The sequence below is a fragment of the Xanthomonas cannabis genome (assembly GCF_040616535.1).
In the GTDB taxonomy this organism is placed as follows: Bacteria; Pseudomonadota; Gammaproteobacteria; order Xanthomonadales; family Xanthomonadaceae; genus Xanthomonas; species Xanthomonas cannabis.
Genome location: NZ_CP136580.1, coordinates 279,777 through 296,250, shown reverse-complemented (window position 1 = coordinate 296,250; position 16,474 = coordinate 279,777). Strand labels below are relative to the sequence as shown.

The 16,474-nt window shown below is 66.7% G+C and carries 17 protein-coding genes; 5 read left to right on the top strand and 12 right to left on the bottom strand.

The window, feature by feature from the left end; all coding sequences use genetic code 11:
* Positions 1-2: 2 nt before the first annotated feature.
* Together ubiB and RZV17_RS01255 are read right to left on the bottom strand one after the other, a co-directional pair.
* The gene (ubiB, locus tag RZV17_RS01260; protein ID WP_047694421.1) at positions 3-1,676 is read right to left on the bottom strand and encodes a ubiquinone biosynthesis regulatory protein kinase UbiB; all 1,674 of its coding nucleotides are present in this window, start codon (positions 1,674-1,676) and stop codon (positions 3-5) included.
* The gene (locus RZV17_RS01255) at positions 1,673-2,317 is read right to left on the bottom strand and encodes an SCP2 sterol-binding domain-containing protein (protein ID WP_355606530.1); all 645 of its coding nucleotides are present in this window, start codon (positions 2,315-2,317) and stop codon (positions 1,673-1,675) included. Before RZV17_RS01255 ends, ubiB begins: the two co-directional genes overlap by 4 nt.
* A 340-nt stretch (positions 2,318-2,657) precedes the next feature.
* Between RZV17_RS01255 and ddlA the strand changes: the two genes are divergently transcribed.
* Together ddlA and RZV17_RS01245 are read left to right on the top strand one after the other, a co-directional pair.
* Positions 2,658-3,764, top strand: a complete 1,107-nt coding sequence (ddlA, locus tag RZV17_RS01250) for a D-alanine--D-alanine ligase (protein WP_355606527.1) — start codon at positions 2,658-2,660, stop codon at positions 3,762-3,764.
* Positions 3,761-4,243 (top strand): GNAT family N-acetyltransferase, encoded by a 483-nt coding sequence (locus RZV17_RS01245; protein WP_104580223.1) that lies wholly within the window; start codon positions 3,761-3,763, stop codon positions 4,241-4,243. Before ddlA ends, RZV17_RS01245 begins: the two co-directional genes overlap by 4 nt.
* Positions 4,244-4,356: 113 nt before the next feature.
* On the opposite strand, the gene RZV17_RS01240 is transcribed toward RZV17_RS01245, so the two are convergent.
* The 3 genes from RZV17_RS01240 to oleC form a co-directional block, all read right to left on the bottom strand.
* The gene (locus tag RZV17_RS01240; RefSeq protein WP_003468167.1) at positions 4,357-4,515 is read right to left on the bottom strand and encodes a DUF1328 domain-containing protein; all 159 of its coding nucleotides are present in this window, start codon (positions 4,513-4,515) and stop codon (positions 4,357-4,359) included.
* Positions 4,516-4,579: 64 nt separating this feature from the next.
* Entirely contained in the window at positions 4,580-5,590 is a 1,011-nt protein-coding gene (gene oleD, locus RZV17_RS01235; protein WP_355606524.1) for a 2-alkyl-3-oxoalkanoate reductase, read from the bottom strand.
* A gap of 90 nt (positions 5,591-5,680) precedes the next feature.
* Positions 5,681-7,333, bottom strand: coding sequence for an olefin beta-lactone synthetase (gene oleC / locus RZV17_RS01230; RefSeq protein ID WP_355606521.1), 1,653 nt, complete (start codon positions 7,331-7,333; stop codon positions 5,681-5,683).
* A 291-nt stretch (positions 7,334-7,624) separates the two neighbouring features.
* Here oleC and RZV17_RS01225 point away from each other — a divergent pair, with 291 nt between their 5' ends.
* Entirely contained in the window at positions 7,625-8,008 is a 384-nt protein-coding gene (locus RZV17_RS01225) for a YkgJ family cysteine cluster protein (protein WP_039406853.1), read from the top strand.
* Positions 8,009-8,150: 142 nt separating this feature from the next.
* Here the strand turns inward: RZV17_RS01225 and RZV17_RS01220 are convergent, their stop codons facing one another.
* The 4 genes from RZV17_RS01220 to RZV17_RS01205 all read right to left on the bottom strand — a co-directional run bounded on the left by RZV17_RS01220 (position 8,151) and on the right by RZV17_RS01205 (position 11,861).
* A complete protein-coding gene (locus RZV17_RS01220) occupies positions 8,151-9,053 on the bottom strand; it encodes an alpha/beta fold hydrolase (RefSeq protein WP_355606518.1) in 903 nt (300 codons plus the stop codon).
* A gap of 143 nt (positions 9,054-9,196) precedes the next feature.
* A complete protein-coding gene (gene fic, locus RZV17_RS01215; RefSeq protein ID WP_047694414.1) occupies positions 9,197-10,336 on the bottom strand; it encodes a protein adenylyltransferase Fic in 1,140 nt (379 codons plus the stop codon).
* A gap of 86 nt (positions 10,337-10,422) precedes the next feature.
* Positions 10,423-11,439 carry a 3-oxoacyl-ACP synthase III gene (locus RZV17_RS01210; protein WP_039406862.1) on the bottom strand — a complete coding sequence of 339 codons (1,017 nt, stop codon included), beginning with the start codon at positions 11,437-11,439 and terminating at the stop codon, positions 10,423-10,425.
* A gap of 101 nt (positions 11,440-11,540) precedes the next feature.
* Positions 11,541-11,861 (bottom strand): DUF4156 domain-containing protein, encoded by a 321-nt coding sequence (locus RZV17_RS01205; protein WP_039406865.1) that lies wholly within the window; start codon positions 11,859-11,861, stop codon positions 11,541-11,543.
* A 384-nt stretch (positions 11,862-12,245) separates the two neighbouring features.
* On the opposite strand from RZV17_RS01205, the gene RZV17_RS01200 reads away from it, so the two are divergent.
* Positions 12,246-12,707: a hypothetical protein gene (locus RZV17_RS01200; protein ID WP_355606513.1), complete on the top strand. Its 462-nt coding sequence runs from the start codon at positions 12,246-12,248 to the stop codon at positions 12,705-12,707.
* Between the two features lie 26 nt (positions 12,708-12,733).
* Entirely contained in the window at positions 12,734-13,210 is a 477-nt protein-coding gene (locus RZV17_RS01195; RefSeq protein WP_039406870.1) for a tRNA (cytidine(34)-2'-O)-methyltransferase, read from the top strand.
* Positions 13,211-13,550: 340 nt separating this feature from the next.
* Here the strand turns inward: RZV17_RS01195 and RZV17_RS01190 are convergent, their stop codons facing one another.
* The 3 genes from RZV17_RS01190 to RZV17_RS01180 all read right to left on the bottom strand — a co-directional run bounded on the left by RZV17_RS01190 (position 13,551) and on the right by RZV17_RS01180 (position 16,357).
* Positions 13,551-14,780, bottom strand: a complete 1,230-nt coding sequence (locus RZV17_RS01190; RefSeq protein ID WP_179453376.1) for an MFS transporter — start codon at positions 14,778-14,780, stop codon at positions 13,551-13,553.
* A 104-nt stretch (positions 14,781-14,884) separates the two neighbouring features.
* Positions 14,885-15,502, bottom strand: coding sequence for a hypothetical protein (locus tag RZV17_RS01185; protein ID WP_047694412.1), 618 nt, complete (start codon positions 15,500-15,502; stop codon positions 14,885-14,887).
* 102 nt (positions 15,503-15,604) lie between these two features.
* Positions 15,605-16,357 (bottom strand): hypothetical protein, encoded by a 753-nt coding sequence (locus RZV17_RS01180; RefSeq protein ID WP_104580230.1) that lies wholly within the window; start codon positions 16,355-16,357, stop codon positions 15,605-15,607.
* Positions 16,358-16,474: the final 117 nt, after the last annotated feature.

Below are 16,474 nucleotides of genomic sequence, written 5' to 3'. Positions count from 1 at the left end.
GCCTAACGGCGCAGCCACGCCACCAGCAGGGCGGCCGAGCCGGCGCCGCCGCTGATCCAGCTCCACACCGGCACCGTGCCCAGGTACCAGCCATCCGGGTGCAGGCCGTACAGCACCGCGGCGACCACCAGCAGCCCGCTGCCGGTGATGGCGGTGACCACGCGGGTCTGCAACTTGCGCAGGCTCGCATCCAGCGCGCGCAGCTCGGCCGAGCGGATCTCCAGTTGATGCCGCCCTTCCACCTGCTGCTTCAACCAGCTATGCACCAGGCGCGGCATGTCCGGTGCGTGCGTCATGATTTCCGGCAGGCGCTTGCTCAACTCACCCAGCACCCGGCGCGGGCTGTAGCGCTCGCGCAGGATGCGCTCCAGCACCGGCCGCGCCACTGCCCAGATGTCCAGCTTGGGATCGAGTTGCCGGCCCACGCCTTCGATATTGAGCAGCGTCTTTTGCAGCAGGATCAATTGCGGCTGCAGGGTCAGCTCGTAGCGCTGCGCCACGCGGAACAGTTTGATCAGCACCTGCGCCAGCGAGATTTCCGACAACGGCCGGGTGAAGTACGGCTCGCACACCGAGCGCGCGGCCGCCTCCAACTCGTCGATGCGCACGTTCGACGGCATCCAGCCCGCCTCCACGTGCAGCTCGGCCATACGGCGGTAATCCTTGTGGAAGATCGCCATGAAGTTCTCGGCCAGGTAGTACTGATCTTCCTGCGAGAGCTGACCCATGATGCCGAAATCCAGCGCGATGAAGCGTGGGTTGAGGCGGCGCTCCGGGTCCGAATCGACCCAGATGTTGCCGGCGTGCGCATCGGCGTGGAAGAAGTTGTCGCGGAACACCTGCGTGTAGAACACGCGCACGCCCTTAGCCGCGAGCGCCTTGCGGTCGATGCCGGCGGCATCGAGCTTGACGATGTCATCGGAGGGAATGCCGTACACCCGCTCCAGCGTGAGCGCGCGTTCGGCGGTATGCGACCAGATCACTTCCGGCACGTACAGATCGTCCGAGCCCTCCCAGAACCGGCGCAGCACGCTGGCATTGGCGCCTTCGCGCTGCAGGTCGAGTTCGGCCGACAAGGTGCCTTCGATCTCGGCCACCACCTCGCGCGGACGGATCTTGTCGGCGCGCGGGTGGGTGCGTTCGACCAGCGTAGCCAGCGAATGCAGCAGCGCGATGTCGGCATCGATCTGGCGCTCGATGTCCGGGCGCAGCACCTTGACCACCACGGCGCGGCGCACGCCGTTGGCATCCGGCGGCAAGGTGGCCGCATGCACCTGCGCAATCGAGGCCGAAGCCAGCGGCACGGTGTCGAAGGAGGCGAACGCCACACTGACCGGCAGGCCGAGCGCGCCTTCCACGATCAGGCGTGCGGCCTCGCCGTCGAACGGCTTGACCCGGTCCTGCAGCAGGGTGAGTTCTTCGGCCACATCGGCCGGAATCAGATCGCGCCGGGTCGACAGGATCTGCCCGAACTTGACGAAGATCGGGCCCAGTTCCTGCAACGCCAGCCGCAGCCGCGCACCGCGCGACTGCGCGGCGATCTCGGCGCTGGCACGCGGCACGAACGGCTTGGCCAGGCGCAGCCAGCGCTCGGCGGCGCTGCCCTGCAGCAGGTCGTCCAGGCGGTAGCGCAGGATCACCCGGCCGATGCGGCTCGCCCGCAACAGCGCCTTCATGCGGCACCTCCGGCCGCGCGCAGCCGTGCCACGCGTGCGGCCAGCCGTTCGACGCCGTCGCGCAGCTCGTCCACGTCGTCGTAGAAGGCATCGAGCTCGGCACGCGGCACCACGTCGCGCGATTCCTCGGTGACGAATTCGGCCGCGCTATGGGCCAGGTCCGATGCGCTGCGGCGCGCCTGCTGCAGCGCTGCACGTACTGCGCCGGCGATCTGCACGCCCAGGATCTGCCCGAACACCGCCACGAAGGGCAGTTGCCAGTCCGGGTCGAAGCGCCCGGCCAGCTGCTGCAGCTGGCGCGCCAGCTCGGCGTCGCCGGAGACCTTGAGCCGGCCGGCCGGCGGGCCGCTGCGCCGTGCATTGGCCAGCAGCGGCAATTGCCCGAGCAAGCCGGCCAGGCTGCTGCGCACCGCCAGATCCGGCTCCTGCGCCGGGTCGACCGGGCCGACCAGCAACCGGCGCTCGTGCACGCGGATCTGCAGGGCCAGCGCGGGCGCGTCCAGGGTCAGCGCAATGCGCTGGCCTTCCAGCGGCAACAGGGCGTCGCGGGTATCCGGGTCCAGCGCCAGCGCGCGATTGAGCGCGGCCTGCAGGGCCTGGCCGGCGAGCGGCTTGAGGGAATTGAAGAGTGATCCGGGCATGCCCGCATTCTACCGTCCCTGCATGTCGCAGCTGGCTGACGATGGCGGGGCGCTGCGCACCGAAGCCGCCGCGCTGGCCATGGCACGCGCTTGCTTGGCGGTGGAGCGATCGATGCAGCGGTCGCTGCCTGGAGGGCCTGGCCTGCCGGCGCTGCGCGGCGGCGCGTGGGTAGGCTGCACTCGCTGCGCTGGGCGGGAGGCCCATCGCGACCATCGCGCCCTGCGGCGAGCAGTGCAGCGTCCGTGCGGATTGCCGGCCGCACGCGATCTGCCGACTTCCTTCGGCCGGCCGGTCACGGGCATGCTGGCGCCCTTCTCGAACAGTTGGCAGGAGCAGGCAATGCGCAAGATCCGGGTCGGTCTCATCTTCGGCGGCAAATCGGCCGAGCACGAGGTCTCGCTGCAGTCGGCACGCAACGTCCTGGAGGCGCTGGACCCGCAGCGCTTCGAGCCGGTGCTGATCGGCATCGACAAGCAGGGCCAATGGCATCTGAGCGCGCAGGACGGCTTTCTGCGCGATGCAGACGACCCGAGCCGGATCGCCTTGCACCGCAGCGGTCACGCAGTGGCGGTGCTGCCCGGCGCCAAGCAGGCGCAGCTGCGCCCGGTGGAGTCGGAGCAGGCGCTGGCGCAGATCGATGTGGTGTTTCCGATCGTGCACGGCACCCTGGGCGAGGACGGCTCGCTGCAGGGATTGTTGCGCATGGCCAACCTGCCCTTCGTCGGCTCCGGCGTGCTGGGCTCGGCGCTGGCAATGGACAAGGACATGGCCAAGCGCGTGCTGCGCGATGCCGGCCTGGAAGTGGCGCCGTTCGTGTGCTTCAACCGCCACACAGCCGCGCACGCCGATGTGGATGCGCTGATCGCGCGGTTCGGGCTGCCGTTGTTCGTCAAACCGGCCAACCAGGGTTCTTCGGTCGGCGTCAGCCGGGTGCGCAGCGCAGCGGACTTCGCCGATGCGCTTGCCCTGGCGTTGGCATACGACCACAAGGTGCTGGTGGAAGCGGCCATTGCCGGACGCGAAATCGAATGCGCCGTGCTCGGCAATGCCACCCCGCAAGCCAGTGTCTGCGGCGAGGTGGTGGTGCACGACGCGTTCTATTCGTACCAGACCAAATACATCAGCGCCCATGGCGCCGACATCGTGATCCCCGCCGCGATCGACGCACAGACGCAACAGCGCATCCAGCAGGTCGCCGTGCAGGCCTATCAGGCACTGGACTGTGCCGGCATGGCACGGGTGGATGTCTTTCTGGACGCGGACGGGCGCATCGTGATCAACGAGGTCAACACGCTGCCCGGATTCACCCGCATCAGCATGTATCCCAAACTCTGGCAGGCAAGTGGACTGGACTACACAAGCCTGATCACGCAATTGATCGACCTGGCATTGCAGCGGCATGCCGACGACCAGTTGCTGCGCAGCGCGCTACCCACGCACCCATGACCGCCGCTCCCCTGCGCGCGCTGCAACCGTGCGACGCACCGGCCTTGCTTGCGCTCAACAATGCACATGCCACCGAGTTGTCGTTGCTCGATGCCGACGGGCTGACTGCGCTGTTGCGCAGAGCCTGGCATGCGCGCGTCGTTGCGCCGGCCGACGGCCTGTTGATTGCGCTGGATCAGGATGCCGCCTATGCCAACGCCAACTTCGCGTGGCTGGCCGAGCGCTTTGCGCGCTTCGTCTATGTCGACCGCATCGTGATCGCCGCACATGCGCGGCGGCGCGGCCTTGCCATGCAGCTGTATGGCGACCTCATCCGCAAGGCGCGCGCCGCAGCGCACCTGCGATTGGTGTGCGAGGTGAATATCGAACCGCCCAATCCGGCCTCGCTGGCACTGCATGAGCAGCTGGGGTTCGTGCCGATCGGCGAGGCGGTACTGGCCAGCGGCAAACAGGTGCGCTACCTGGAAAAGCGGCTGTAACGCAGCGCACTGCATCGCGCAGCCCAAAACGCACATGGCCCGCCTCCTTGCGGAAGCGGGCCATGTGAGCGCCGATCGGCAGCGCCGCTGCCGTGACGTATCGCGTTTAGGCGTTATACCTTGCCGCGACGGAACATCGAGATCACTGCCAGGATCAGGAACACCACGAACAGGATCCAGGCGATGTTGGTCGCCGCACCGGCGATACCACTGAAGCCCAGGACAGCAGCGATGATGGCGATGACGAAGAAGATGATGGCGTAATGCAGCATGGCAATGGTTCCAAAAGTTGTCGTGCCGAATCGGCGCAGGCGTATCTTGTGGATGTGCCGGTCTTTATCGGGTGATGGCGATGTCGTTGGAAGATGAGGATCGCAGCCGATTGAGCCCTTCTTCGATGCTGATGCGCGGCACATAGCCGAAATCGCGGCGCGCCGGCTCCATGCTGTACCAGTGCGGCGTGCACAGCTGCTCCACCAGAAAGCGCGTCAACGGCACCTCGCCTGGCAGGCGCAACAGTGGCCATAGCGTTTCACACACCGCGCCGATCCGGTACGCGGTCTTGAACGACAGCGAGCGCGTCACTGCCGGTGCATCCACCGCCGCCAGCAGGCGATTGAGCAACTCGCGCATCGGCAAGGGTTCGCCGTTGGAAATGAAGTACGCCTTGCCTGCGCAGGCAGCGTCCGGCGCGAGGTGATCGAACGCATCGAAATGCGCCTGCGCAGCATTGTCGATGTACGTGCTGTCCACCAGATTGCTGCCATCGCCCACCATGCGCAGGCGGCCGGCGCGTGCGCGCGCTGCCAGGCGCGGCAGCAAGTGATTGTCGCCCGGCCCCCAGATCAGCCGCGGACGCAAGGCGACGGTTGCCAGTTGCGCATCGTTGGCTGCCAGCACCGCACGCTCGGCAATCGCCTTGGTTGCCGCATACGCAGCGCGCAGGTCTTCGCCATACGGCACTTCGTCGGCGCCCAGGCCTTCCACCGGATTGGTGGCGCGATGGGTCACGCTGGGCGTGGAGGTGTAGATCAACCGTGGCACGCCGTTGGCGCGGCAGGCATCGATCACGTTCTGCGTGCCCACCACGTTGGCCTGGTGATAGCTGTCGTAACTGCCCCACGCACCGGCCTTGGCGGCGTTATGAAACACCGCATCGATGCCGGCGAAGGCATGCCGCACCGCCTGCGGGTCGGCCAGGTCGCCGCGGATCTGGCCCACGCCCAGTGTCTGCAGCACGGGGTAATCGCCGCGCTGGAAGCTCACCACTTCGTGCCCACGCGCACGCAACCCGCGGCACAAGGCCTGACCGAGAAAACCGCCACCACCGGTCACCAGAATCCGCACGCACCACCTCCATTGCAAGAACGTAAAGAAGAACGACTACCCGCGCGCGTGGCGCTACACGCCGACGCAGCGGTGTCACGCAGCAGCCGATTACGCACGCTGCTGCGCCGCCCAGACTGCCAACGTTTCGCGGCCGATCTTGGCGTTGTGGCGGATGTCCACCGGAAAGCCGGAATGGCGCAGGAAACGCGCGATGCCCGCGGTATGCGGGTGCGCCGCGCCCAGCGCGCGCAAGTCGGTTTGTACCTGCGCAAATGCCGACGCCGGTACGCCCGGCTGCAATTCCACGCACAGCACGGGCTGTTGTTGCCCGGGTGCGCCCACGCCCACCAGCGCAGTGCGACGCACCTGCGGATGCACGTTGAAGACCGGCTCCACCTGTTCGGTGTACAGCGGGCCGGTGGCCGTTTCCACGCGGTGGGTCTTGCGCCCGCAGAACCACAAGCGGCCGTCGGCATCGAAATAGCCGACATCGCCCATGCGGTGCACGATGCGCTCGCTGCCATCGCTGCGGCGCTCGCGGATCTTGGCGATGCGTGTGGCCGCATCGCGATTGAAATAGGTGTCGGTGGTGGTGGGGCCGGCGACAGTGATTTCGCCGACCTCGCCCGTGGCCAGCACGCGCGCACCACTCCACTCGGCAATGGCCGCATCGTCGATGGCGATGATGCGCACCTCGTTGGGTGCGACCACCTGGCCCACGCAGGTACCGGCGCCGGCCTCGGTGGCCGCGCGCGTGGCATCCAGCGTACGTCCCTCGATCGCGGCCACCGGCAGGCATTCGGTGGCGCCGTACGGGGTCCAGAACTGCGCATCGGCTGGTAGCAGCGCACGGATCGTGGCCACCACATCCGGCGGCACCGGCGCACCGGCCGAGGTGGCCAGGCGTACGTTGGGCAGCGGCTGGCCATGGTCGGCCAACACCCGCATCAGCGCAGGCGAACCGAACAACTGGGTGACACCGAAGCGCGCAATGGCATCGTGCAGCTTGCGCGGGTCGGCGGTGGCCGGGCGGGTCGGGTCCATGTCCGGGATCACCGAGGTCAGCCCCAGGGCCGGGTCGAACAGGGCGAACGGCGGAAACGTCGGCAGATCCACACCGCCGGGCTGCATGCCGAACGCGTTGCGCAGCAATTCGATCTGCCCGACAAAATGCCGGTGCCGGTACACCACGCCCTTGGGCACGCCGGTCGAGCCGCTGGTGAACAGGATCGCGGCCACATCGTCCGGCGCAGTGTCGGCCAGCTGACTTCCAGCGCCGGCGCCATCGCGCTCCACGCGCGCCAATGTCACCCCACCCCAACCGTAACGGCCGCCGACGCTGACGATCCGTTTCGCCGAGCGCGCCCACCGCAACAGACGACGCGCCAGCTGCGCAAGCGGAATGCCGATGAATGCCTGCGGCTGCGCTTCGTCCAGGCATTGCTTGAGCGCACGCTTGTCGATGCCCGGATCCACCAGCACCGGCACCGCGCCGGCCTTGAACAAGGCAAACATCAGCAGGAAGAATTCTGGCGACGGCCGCACCATCACTACCGCACGCACGCCACGGCCGATGCCGTGCAAGGCCAGGCCAGCGGCGATCGCATCGCTGCGCGTGTCCAGCTCGGCATAGCTCAAGGTCACATCGTAGGCGGCAAATCCGTTGGCGGCACGGCGGCCCGGGCAACGGATGGCGATCTGGTCGGGGCGCTCGCGCGCCAGCAGCGGCAGGGTAGCGGCGATATTGCAAAGAGTAGTCATTGCCGCATTATCACCCATGCGCCGACGGTGCCGGCCGTTGATCGCGCACGTCGCTGCGCTGGGGCGTGCCCGCAGCGCGGCTGCGGCTGGTGAGGTGACTGCGCGTCACCTGGGGCGCAGCGATGCCGCGCAGTGTTCGCGCGAGCCGCTCCGCGTTGCGCACACACGTGCCAGTTCGAGCTAAGCAGATGAATCGCTAACCGGCGCGCGGCCGTGCCACTTGTATCGCGGCGTGGTTCGGTCAGAATGCCGCGCTCTCCACGTGATTTCGCCGCGCCAGGCCCGGCTTCCATGGCACACCCCTGCCTTACCTGCGGCGCCTGCTGCGCCTTTTTCCGCGTCAGTTTCCACTGGAGCGAAGCCGATCCCGCGTTGGGCGGCAGGGTGCCGATCGAACTGACCGACGCATTGCGCACGCACGAGCGGGTGATGCGCGGCACCTCGCAATCGCAACCGCGCTGCATCGCCCTGGACGCCGACATCGGCCGGTACAGCCGTTGCAGTATCCACGACCGGCGCCCGTCGTCCTGCGCCGCCGTCCCGGCCTCGCTGGAATTCGGGCAGCGCAGTGCGCAGTGCGATAAATCGCGCCTGGCGCATGGCCTGCATGCGTTGACCGAGGCCGACTGGGCTGGCGTGGACGATGCGCAACGCAACCCGTTGCCGACGCTGTAACGCGCAGCGAAACACGCACGCAGTGCATCCCTGAAGACGGCCGACGCATCGCCTGCACCACCGGTCCGCTGTGTCGCCTCGCATTTGCTTGGTATCGCTCGCAGCTATCGAGCACGTGCGATCCAATGCCGGCGGCAAGGCGTTACAGCGGATTGCGCTCCAAAAATGCGCGGATCGCCGGTACCAGCACCTCGTGCTTGTCTTCCAGCACGTAGTGGTTGGCATCCTCGAATGCAGTCACCTCGGCGTTCGGCAACGCCTTGCGAAAGCCGGCCAGGAAATGCTTGTCGAAGCAGATGTCGCGCAAGCCCCAGGCGATGAAGGCCGGGCGATCGGCGAACGAGGGCAACGCCTGCGCCGAGCGCTCCAGCAACGACCAGCCCTTGTCGGCGGGCGACAGCGGGATGTCCTGCATGAAGCGGATGGTGGAGATGCGGTTGCGCCAGTTGTTGTACGGCGCGACATAGGCACGCCGCACGGCGGCCGGCATGCGGCGCGACACCCCAAACCAGGATGCGCCGGACGAAAACGCATTGAAGGTGCGGATGAACCATTCGCCCGGCCGCCAATGGCGCCCCATCGCAATCTGCCAGGGCATCTGCTTTTCCGGCGGCAACGGGAACGCTGCGGTGTTGGTGATCACCAGCCGTTTGACTTGCGCGTGGTGCGACAGCGCCCAGCCGAAGCCGATCATGCCGCCCCAATCATGCACCGCCAACGTGACCGGACCGGTGATGCCCAGATGCCGCAACAGCGTGTCCAGATCGTCCACGCGCGATTGCAGCGTGTACGCGTAACGCGGCTGCGCGTCGGGCGCATCATCGGGCTTGTCGGACAGCCCCATGCCGATGTGGTCGGGCACGATGCAGCGGTAGCGATCGGACAAGCCACTCACCAGGTTGCGCCAGAGATAACTCCACGACGGGTTGCCGTGCAGCATGATCACGACCTCGCCATCGCGCGGACCTTCGTCCAGGTACGACATCGCAACGCCGGGACGCACCTCAAGGCGCTTGGGAGTGAAGGAATAGCCTGGGTAGTTCATGCCGAAGGGATCCGGTGTGTTTCGAGAAGCGCGAAAGGGGCAGGCCTACGCCTGGGCGATGCAGAACAGACTCCAGCAGTGATGACATGCTGGGCCATATCAGGCGGCAGCACCGATGCATGCAATTGCAGAAGTCATGGATGTCATGACATTGCCCGCGGACCTGTCCGGTAAGGTGGCAGTTGATGACCGTCAGCGGAGAGCAATTGCAGGAATGCCGGATGCAGGAACAGCTTTTCCTTGCCCAAGCGCTGTTCCTTGAGCACACCAATCGCCACCAGCTCCTTTAGATGACGCGCGGCGGTCTGGCGCGTGACCCCCACCATGTCCACGACATTTTGAATGCGGCAATACGGCTGATTGAAGATCACATCGACGAGCTCGCGGCTGTACGCCTTGGGTGCGAGGCTGCGGACATGATCGCGCGCCTGCGCCTCCAGGCCGCGGATCGCCTGGATTTTTTCGGTTGTCCACGCAGCAGTCTCTGCAACGGCAGCAAGCATGTAATGAATCCATTCGGCCCAGTGCCCATGCCGGGTCACGTCCAGCAGCAGGCGGTAATAATCGCTGCGATGGCGAATGATGTAGCGCGACAGGTACAGCACCGGCACATCGAGCAATCCCTGTTCGATCAACATCAGCAGATTCAGCACCCGCCCGGTGCGACCGTTGCCATCGGTAAACGGGTGGATCGCTTCGAACTGGTAATGCGCAACCGCCATCCGAATCAACGGATCGACATCGGTGTGTTCGTGGATGAAACGCTCCCAGTTCGCGAGTTTGTCGCGCAGCAGCGTTTCGCCCACCGGCGGGGTGTAGATGATCTGCTGAATCTGGTCGTTGGCCAACGCGGTACCCGGCACCCGACGGATCTGCATCTGCGCCGCTTTGATGCGGCTGCACACCACGACGGCAGTATCGGTACACAGCGGCCGCTGCTGGAGCGATTGAAATCCCTCGTACAACGCACTGCGGTAACGCAGCGCTTCTTTGGTCGCGGGATTCTGGGCACGCTCCTGATCGTCTGCGTAACGAAATAAATCGTCAGTGGTCGTGACGATGTTTTCGATCTCCGAGCTGGCCTGCGCCTCCAGGATCGGAATCGTATTGATCAACACAGCCGGGTTGGGCAATAGCGCGGTGGCCTGCTTCAACTCGGCCAGGGCGGTGCGGGCAACGATGCACGCCTTGAGCAGGCTCCGTGTTTCGATATCTCCCGCCGGCGGCAGCGGCGCAAGCGCGTTGTGCGGCTTGGTCGGGTCGAAGGCTGGCGTGTCGTCCATGTCACGGGCTCATGTCGCGAGAACGAACATGATGCAGGGACGCGTTCTAAAAATCCATTTTTTTTAACGCGTCCCCACCAGGGTAGTCACCAGACCACTTCCGCCATCGAGCAGTTCAGCCCGGAGCCAATACCCATCAGCGCGATGCGGTCGCCCTTCTTGAGGCGGCCGAGCTCCTTGAGCTTGCTCAGCACGATCGGCACCGAGGCCGGACCGATGTTGCCGTGCTCGCCGAAGATGGTCATGACCTTGGCCGGATCGATACCGAACGACTTCACGAACGAGGCGGTGTGCGGGCGGCTGACCTGGTGGATGACGAACTGGTCCACTTCGTCCACCGCCCAACCCAGCACCTGCTTGGCAGCCAGGAAGGTCTTCTGTGCCAGCTTGATGCCTTCGATCAGCAACAGGCGGGTATCGGTGACCATCCGGTCCAGGTTGCCCCGGCACAGCTTGTTCCATTCGGTGGCCGAGCGGGTCACGCCGCCCTTGTAGCGCGGGGCATCCGGTACCAGCTCGCTGCGCGCCATCACCATGGCAGCGGCACCGCAGCCCAGGGTCAGGGCGGCCAGTTCGTTGCGGAACTCCTCTTCGGTGACATCCGGCGAGGTCATCCGCTCCAGGGTCTTTTCATAGACCAGGTTGGCGGTTTCGCCATCGACGACCAGCGCGTAGTCGATCTCGCCGCGCTCGAGCATGCGCGCGGCGATGTCCATGCCGTTGATGAAGGCAAGACAGGCATTGGCCACGTCGAAGGTGACGCAGTGGTCGCCCACGCCCAGGTTGCCGGACACGATGGAGGCGGTGGACGGCTCCAGGTAGTCGCGGCTCACCGAGGTGTTGACCAGCAGGCCGATCTTCTCGATGCCGATGCCGGCATCGACCAGCGCCTTGCGCGCGGCCTGGGTGGCGGCGTCGGAGGCCTGCACATCCTGGTCCCACAAGCGCCGTGCATGGATACCGGCAACGTCGCCCAACACGTCGGTCTTGATCCCGAGGCGGTCGTAGGTCGGTTGCAGGCGCTCGTTGATTTCCTTGGAAGTCAGCGTATGCGGCGCATCAATATGCGCCAGTCCCGCGATGGAGACATTCTGGAAGAGCATCGAAGTAGCGCCATGGCGTCAGGCGAGGGGGCGTTAGTCTAGCTGCTGGCTGGTTTTACCGCATCTTTACATTTGAATGGACGGCGCCCCAGCCCAACGGTTCAGCGCGGCGGGCAGCGGAAGGCGCTGAAACGCTGGCTTCCCTCGGCCGGCTGGCCTTGCGCCTGCACCGCGTTGGCGTTGGCGCCCGGTGCCTCGTTGCGCGCCAGGGTTTCCAGTTCCTCCTGCACCCGCAACGGGTTGCGGTTGTAGAAGCCGACCTTGCTCTTGACCGTCACCACCACCTCGCCCTGCTGCTGACAGCCAGCGGGCACAGGGCCTGCGGGCAGGACCTGCACGCTCTTGCCGCTTTGTTCGATCGGTACCCAGGTGCACGCCGCCGTGGTGGTGGCAACCAGAACAGACAACATCAGCACGCGCATACGTCATCAACCTGTGGGCAAAGCCGGATTGTGCCGCACTTGGCCGGCGGCTTCGTGCGCGCTGCGCGCCCAGCACACGCCCCCATTCAGCGCACCCGACCGTGGCGAGACGACCGCGTTCCCGCAGACGCAGCGCCGTCCGCTGCCCACCGTTGCGTCCGGGTGTCCGGACACGGACACCTGTGACTGCAAAAAACACCATGAAAAACAATGACTCCCGGGTGGCATGCGGCTTGCTCAGCTACATACACGCCCAGATGCCTAATCTTGAAGCTGACTTTTAGCTGAACACTTAGTCGAACGACGAAAAAGTCCTTGCACGCACTGAAACGGTGTACTACCTTACTACCACACCACTGATTAACCACACTAAGAGACCTCGCCATGAAGACCCAGACCCTGCGCATCGCCCTTTCCGCCGCCCTGTTTGCCGGCGCCAGCCTGGCCGGTGCCGCCCAGGCGGCCAAGCTGACCACCCTGGACACCGTCCAGGTCCGCCCGGCCGCCGACCAGATTGCCCAGCAGGCCCTGGAACGCAGCAGCGACATCCGCACCCTGGCCGCCGTGCAGGTGCGCCCCTCCGCCGAACAGCTGGCTGAATTGGCCGCCGAACAGGCTGGCCCGCGCATCGTCACCCTGGCTGCGGTGCAGGTCCGCCCCTCGGCCGACCAGCGCGCGGAACTGGTGGTCCGCAGCGCCACCGCCACCACCCAGACCGGCGTTGGCCAGGCGGCTGCAGTCGTCGGTGCGCTGATGGGCCAGGTCATCGTCAACCTGCCGGTGCCGCAGCTGCAGCCCTCGCCCGCCGAACTGGAAGCGCTGGTCAGCGCCACCGTCGGCCTTTGAGCACGCGCGCAGCTACACTTGCGCGCATGCCAGCACCCGTCCTTGATGTCATCCTGTTTCAACCGGAAATTCCGCCCAACACGGGCAATGTGATTCGCTTGTGCGCCAACACCGGCGCGCGCCTGCACCTGATCGAGCCGCTGGGCTTCGACCTCAGCGACAAGCAGCTCAAGCGCGCCGGCCTGGACTATCACGAATACGCACCGTTGCAGGTGCATGCCGATCTGCCGGCCGCATTGGCGGCCATCGGTCCCAAGCGTGTCTTCGCGCTGAGTACCCGCAGCACGGTGCGCTATGACACTCCGCAGTTCGCCGATGGCGATGCTTTTCTGTTCGGCCCGGAAACGCGCGGCCTGCCGGCCGAGGTGCTGGAGTCGATCCCGCCGCAGCACCGGCTACGCCTGCCGATGCGCCCGGACAACCGCAGCCTCAATCTGTCCAACACCGTTGCGGTGATGGTGTTCGAAGCCTGGCGGCAGTGGAATTTCGCTGGCGGCCAGTAGCCGCAGATTGCGCGCAACCATCCGCGCCGACGCACCCGCGGCCCATGCGCCGGGCCACGTGCACGGTGGGATCTTCAATGACGCGCATGGATATCCAAACGAAGACTCGCCAACCGTGCTGGCTGCCCGGTCGACGGCGAGAGGCACCCATCGACCGGCCCTGGCGGGAACGATGAGGCATGCCACATCATCTGCACGCCCGCGGCGCGTCCTGAGACGACAAGACGCGGTTCCGGTCAAACCACACCTGGCCATCCTCGCCAGCGCAGTGCAGTAACCAAAGCACAAGCTGCAATGGCTGTCGGTCAATCGGCGCGTCCTTGCGCGCACGCCGCGCCGATCACAACACTGTCTGCGCCTGTACCGACGTCGCCGTCTGCAACATGCCGCGGCAACCGGCCCACAACGCCACGGCCAGCAACGCGATCGCGCCCAATGCCAGAAACGCGATGCGGTAGCCGAAGGCATGCGCCAGCCAACCCCCGAACGCCGGGCTCAGCGCCGCGCCCACGCCCTGCACCGTCATCACCGCACCCTGGCCGACATTCACGCGCCCGGTGCCTTGCAACAACCGCGCCACCAGCGCCGGTACCACCACGCTTTGCAGGCCGGCGCCCAGCCCATCGAGGATCTGCACCGGGAATACGCCCCAGCCATGGATCACCGAGGCCGCCACCAGCGCGCGCAATGGCAACGCCATGAAGGCCACCAGCAGCACCCACCAGTGCCCATGTACCCGAATCCAGCGCATCGCCAACAGTGCAACGACAATCATCGTGGCCTGAGCCACCACGATGGTGGTGGCGGTCAGCGCACTCGGGTCGCCGGCATGCGCCGCCACGATCGCCATGCCGTACAACGGCAGCATCGCCGCATTGCCCAGATGGAACAGCCCCAGCGTGACCGCCAGCAGCGCCAGCGGGCGGCAGGTCAGCAACACGCGCCAGCCACTGAGCGCATCGCCGCCATCGCTGGATGCCAGACCGCGTGCTGCGCGGTGGTCGATCGCTGCGGCTGGAATCGCCAGCACCGCTACCAGTGCCAGAACGCCGAAGACCGCAGTCAGCAGGAACACCGCAGCAAAACCGTAGCGCCAGCCCAACCAGCCGGCCAATACCGCCGCCAGCATGTTGCCGGCGTGGTTGGCCACCTGATTGCGCGCCAGCTGATGGTCGAAGCCGCGCGCATGTACCAGGCCCAGCGTGATGCCGGTCAGCGCCGGGCCGATGCCGGCCGCCGCCAAGGCCGAGGCGATCTGCGCGGCAGCCACGCCCGTCGAGGTCGGGCGCAGCCAGATGAGCGCGGTGGCAAGCAGGATCGCCAGACAGCCGATGACCACCACGGCGCGCTTGCGCCGGGTCGCATCGACCAGCGCGCCGGCCGGCGTGGTGGCGAGCATGCCGGCCATGCCGCCCATGCTCATCACCGTGCCGATCGCCGCCACCGACCAGCCCTTGGATTGCAGGAACACGCTGAGGAAGGGTCCCAGCCCGTCCTGCACATCGGCCACGCTGAAGTGCAGTGCTTCCAGCGCACGTGTGCCGCGCGGCCTGGCCCTGGTCATCGGCATGGCAGTGCTCCGCTGCCGGATGCACTGCCAGCGCATGCACAGACACGCAGGGCACACCGCAGGACACGCATCTCAACCGCACGCGGTGGCTGCATGTCCGGCTCCTAGTGTTTGGGCTTGGGCTTGGGTTTGTGCGCAGGGCCGTGCGGCGGATGCGCAATCTGCTTCAGCGTCGCCGCCTTGCCACCCAAGGCATGGGCATGGATCAGCACACCATGCGGCGTGGCCTTGGTCTCGCCTTCGGCCACCAGCGGCTTGCCGACCACCAGCTGTCTGGCGAAGTCGCCACCGGCATGCGGTGGAAACCGCACCGTGACCGCATCGTCTAGCAGCACGCCGTGCACCTGCCCGTGCGGGCCGTGCAGCAGCCGGGTGATGGTGCCGCTGTGCCGGGTGACCTCCGGCTTGGGCGGCTTGCCGGGCGGCTTGGGCTTGGGTTTGGCATGCGGCCCATGCGGGCCTTCGTCGAGGATGCGTTTGCCGCCATCCGGATCGATCGCCAGCGCCACCAGCATGTCCACGTCGCGCGGCTTGAGGCCACGCACGGTGAGCGTGCTGCCCGGCTTGAGCGCCTTCAGCAGCGCAGCCGACAGATGCGGCGGCGTGTGCACCTCGGTGCCGTCGGTGAGCAGCAGGCCGTCGATATCGGCCTTGGGATTGAGCAGGAAACGCGCCAGGGTGCCGTGGGTGGCGGGCAGGAAATCAGGGTCGACCCAATGCATGGAATACTCCGAAGAAGAAACCGGCAACGCCGGTCAAGCCGTTGGCCACGCGCTCGGCGCGGCCAACGGAGGGAACAACGCACACGAAATGTGCAGTCCGGCTCAACGGCCGGCCGGCGGAACCGGAGCGCCCGGCGGCGGTGGCGGCAGCGGGCCATCCGGACGCGGCGCGCTGAACAACGCACGCAGCGAGGCGCGGTCGCGCCCCACCTGGGTGGCCTCGATCGCACGACCGTCCGGAGTGGCCACGCCGAATCCGTTGGCGCTCAGTGGTGCGCCCACGCGCAGCAGGTCGGTGAACTGCAGCGCCAGATGCGGCGGCATCCGCACTACCGTGCCATCGCTGACCAGCGCCCCATGGACCTCGCCGGCCGGCCCATACACCAGGCGCTGGATCGTGCCGTCGGACTGCAGCGGGGTGAGCTGGCCCGGGGTCGGCGGCGGCGGTGGCGGCGCACCGAAGGCGGGTGGGCGGTCGACCACCTCGCGGCCGCTCCGGCCGGAGCGGATCGAGCTGACCCGCAGCACGGGCAGGTTTCCCAGGCGGAAGCCCTGCACGACCACGTTGTCGCCGCTACGCACAGCCGCCTTCACCTCGGTGGACAGATGCGGTGGAAACCCGACCTGGGTGCCGTCGCGCAGCCACAGTCCGTCGACTTCGCCATTGGGGTTGAGCAGGAAGCGCTCGACGGTACCGCTCACGCTGACCGGCGTGGCGGCGACGGGGGTCGGCGGGACCGGCGGGCTGCCGACCGGGCCATTGGGGGCCGGCGGCGGTGGCGGGGCGGCAACCTGGGCGGCGGCGGCGCCGATGGTGCAGGCCAGGGCAATTGCAAGAACGGTCTGACGCATCATGGGGATGTCTCCAGCGCGGCGGAAAGGAGCCGCGTGCCGACAAGCAGAGCAGCAATCATGCCAACTTTTAAGTCATTGTTTTTTAATGGAATTGTGCAGTCAGATTGCGCTGCGGAG

What these genes read in the sequence shown, in the direction of transcription:
- RZV17_RS01255 (WP_355606530.1), bottom strand. Translation starts at nt 2,317, where the DNA reads ATGCCCGGATCACTCTTCAATTCCCTCAAGCCGCTCGCCGGCCAGGCC.
- RZV17_RS01190 (WP_179453376.1), bottom strand. Translation starts at nt 14,780, where the DNA reads ATGCCGATGACCAGGGCCAGGCCGCGCGGCACACGTGCGCTGGAAGCA.
- RZV17_RS01180 (WP_104580230.1), bottom strand. Translation starts at nt 16,357, where the DNA reads ATGATGCGTCAGACCGTTCTTGCAATTGCCCTGGCCTGCACCATCGGC.
- RZV17_RS01240 (WP_003468167.1), bottom strand. Translation starts at nt 4,515, where the DNA reads ATGCTGCATTACGCCATCATCTTCTTCGTCATCGCCATCATCGCTGCT.
- RZV17_RS01195 (WP_039406870.1), top strand. Translation starts at nt 12,734, where the DNA reads ATGCCAGCACCCGTCCTTGATGTCATCCTGTTTCAACCGGAAATTCCG.
- ddlA (WP_355606527.1), top strand. Translation starts at nt 2,658, where the DNA reads ATGCGCAAGATCCGGGTCGGTCTCATCTTCGGCGGCAAATCGGCCGAG.
- RZV17_RS01200 (WP_355606513.1), top strand. Translation starts at nt 12,246, where the DNA reads ATGAAGACCCAGACCCTGCGCATCGCCCTTTCCGCCGCCCTGTTTGCC.
- ubiB (WP_047694421.1), bottom strand. Translation starts at nt 1,676, where the DNA reads ATGAAGGCGCTGTTGCGGGCGAGCCGCATCGGCCGGGTGATCCTGCGC.
- RZV17_RS01245 (WP_104580223.1), top strand. Translation starts at nt 3,761, where the DNA reads ATGACCGCCGCTCCCCTGCGCGCGCTGCAACCGTGCGACGCACCGGCC.
- RZV17_RS01220 (WP_355606518.1), bottom strand. Translation starts at nt 9,053, where the DNA reads ATGAACTACCCAGGCTATTCCTTCACTCCCAAGCGCCTTGAGGTGCGT.
- RZV17_RS01205 (WP_039406865.1), bottom strand. Translation starts at nt 11,861, where the DNA reads ATGCGCGTGCTGATGTTGTCTGTTCTGGTTGCCACCACCACGGCGGCG.
- oleC (WP_355606521.1), bottom strand. Translation starts at nt 7,333, where the DNA reads ATGACTACTCTTTGCAATATCGCCGCTACCCTGCCGCTGCTGGCGCGC.
- RZV17_RS01225 (WP_039406853.1), top strand. Translation starts at nt 7,625, where the DNA reads ATGGCACACCCCTGCCTTACCTGCGGCGCCTGCTGCGCCTTTTTCCGC.
- RZV17_RS01210 (WP_039406862.1), bottom strand. Translation starts at nt 11,439, where the DNA reads ATGCTCTTCCAGAATGTCTCCATCGCGGGACTGGCGCATATTGATGCG.
- RZV17_RS01185 (WP_047694412.1), bottom strand. Translation starts at nt 15,502, where the DNA reads ATGCATTGGGTCGACCCTGATTTCCTGCCCGCCACCCACGGCACCCTG.
- fic (WP_047694414.1), bottom strand. Translation starts at nt 10,336, where the DNA reads ATGGACGACACGCCAGCCTTCGACCCGACCAAGCCGCACAACGCGCTT.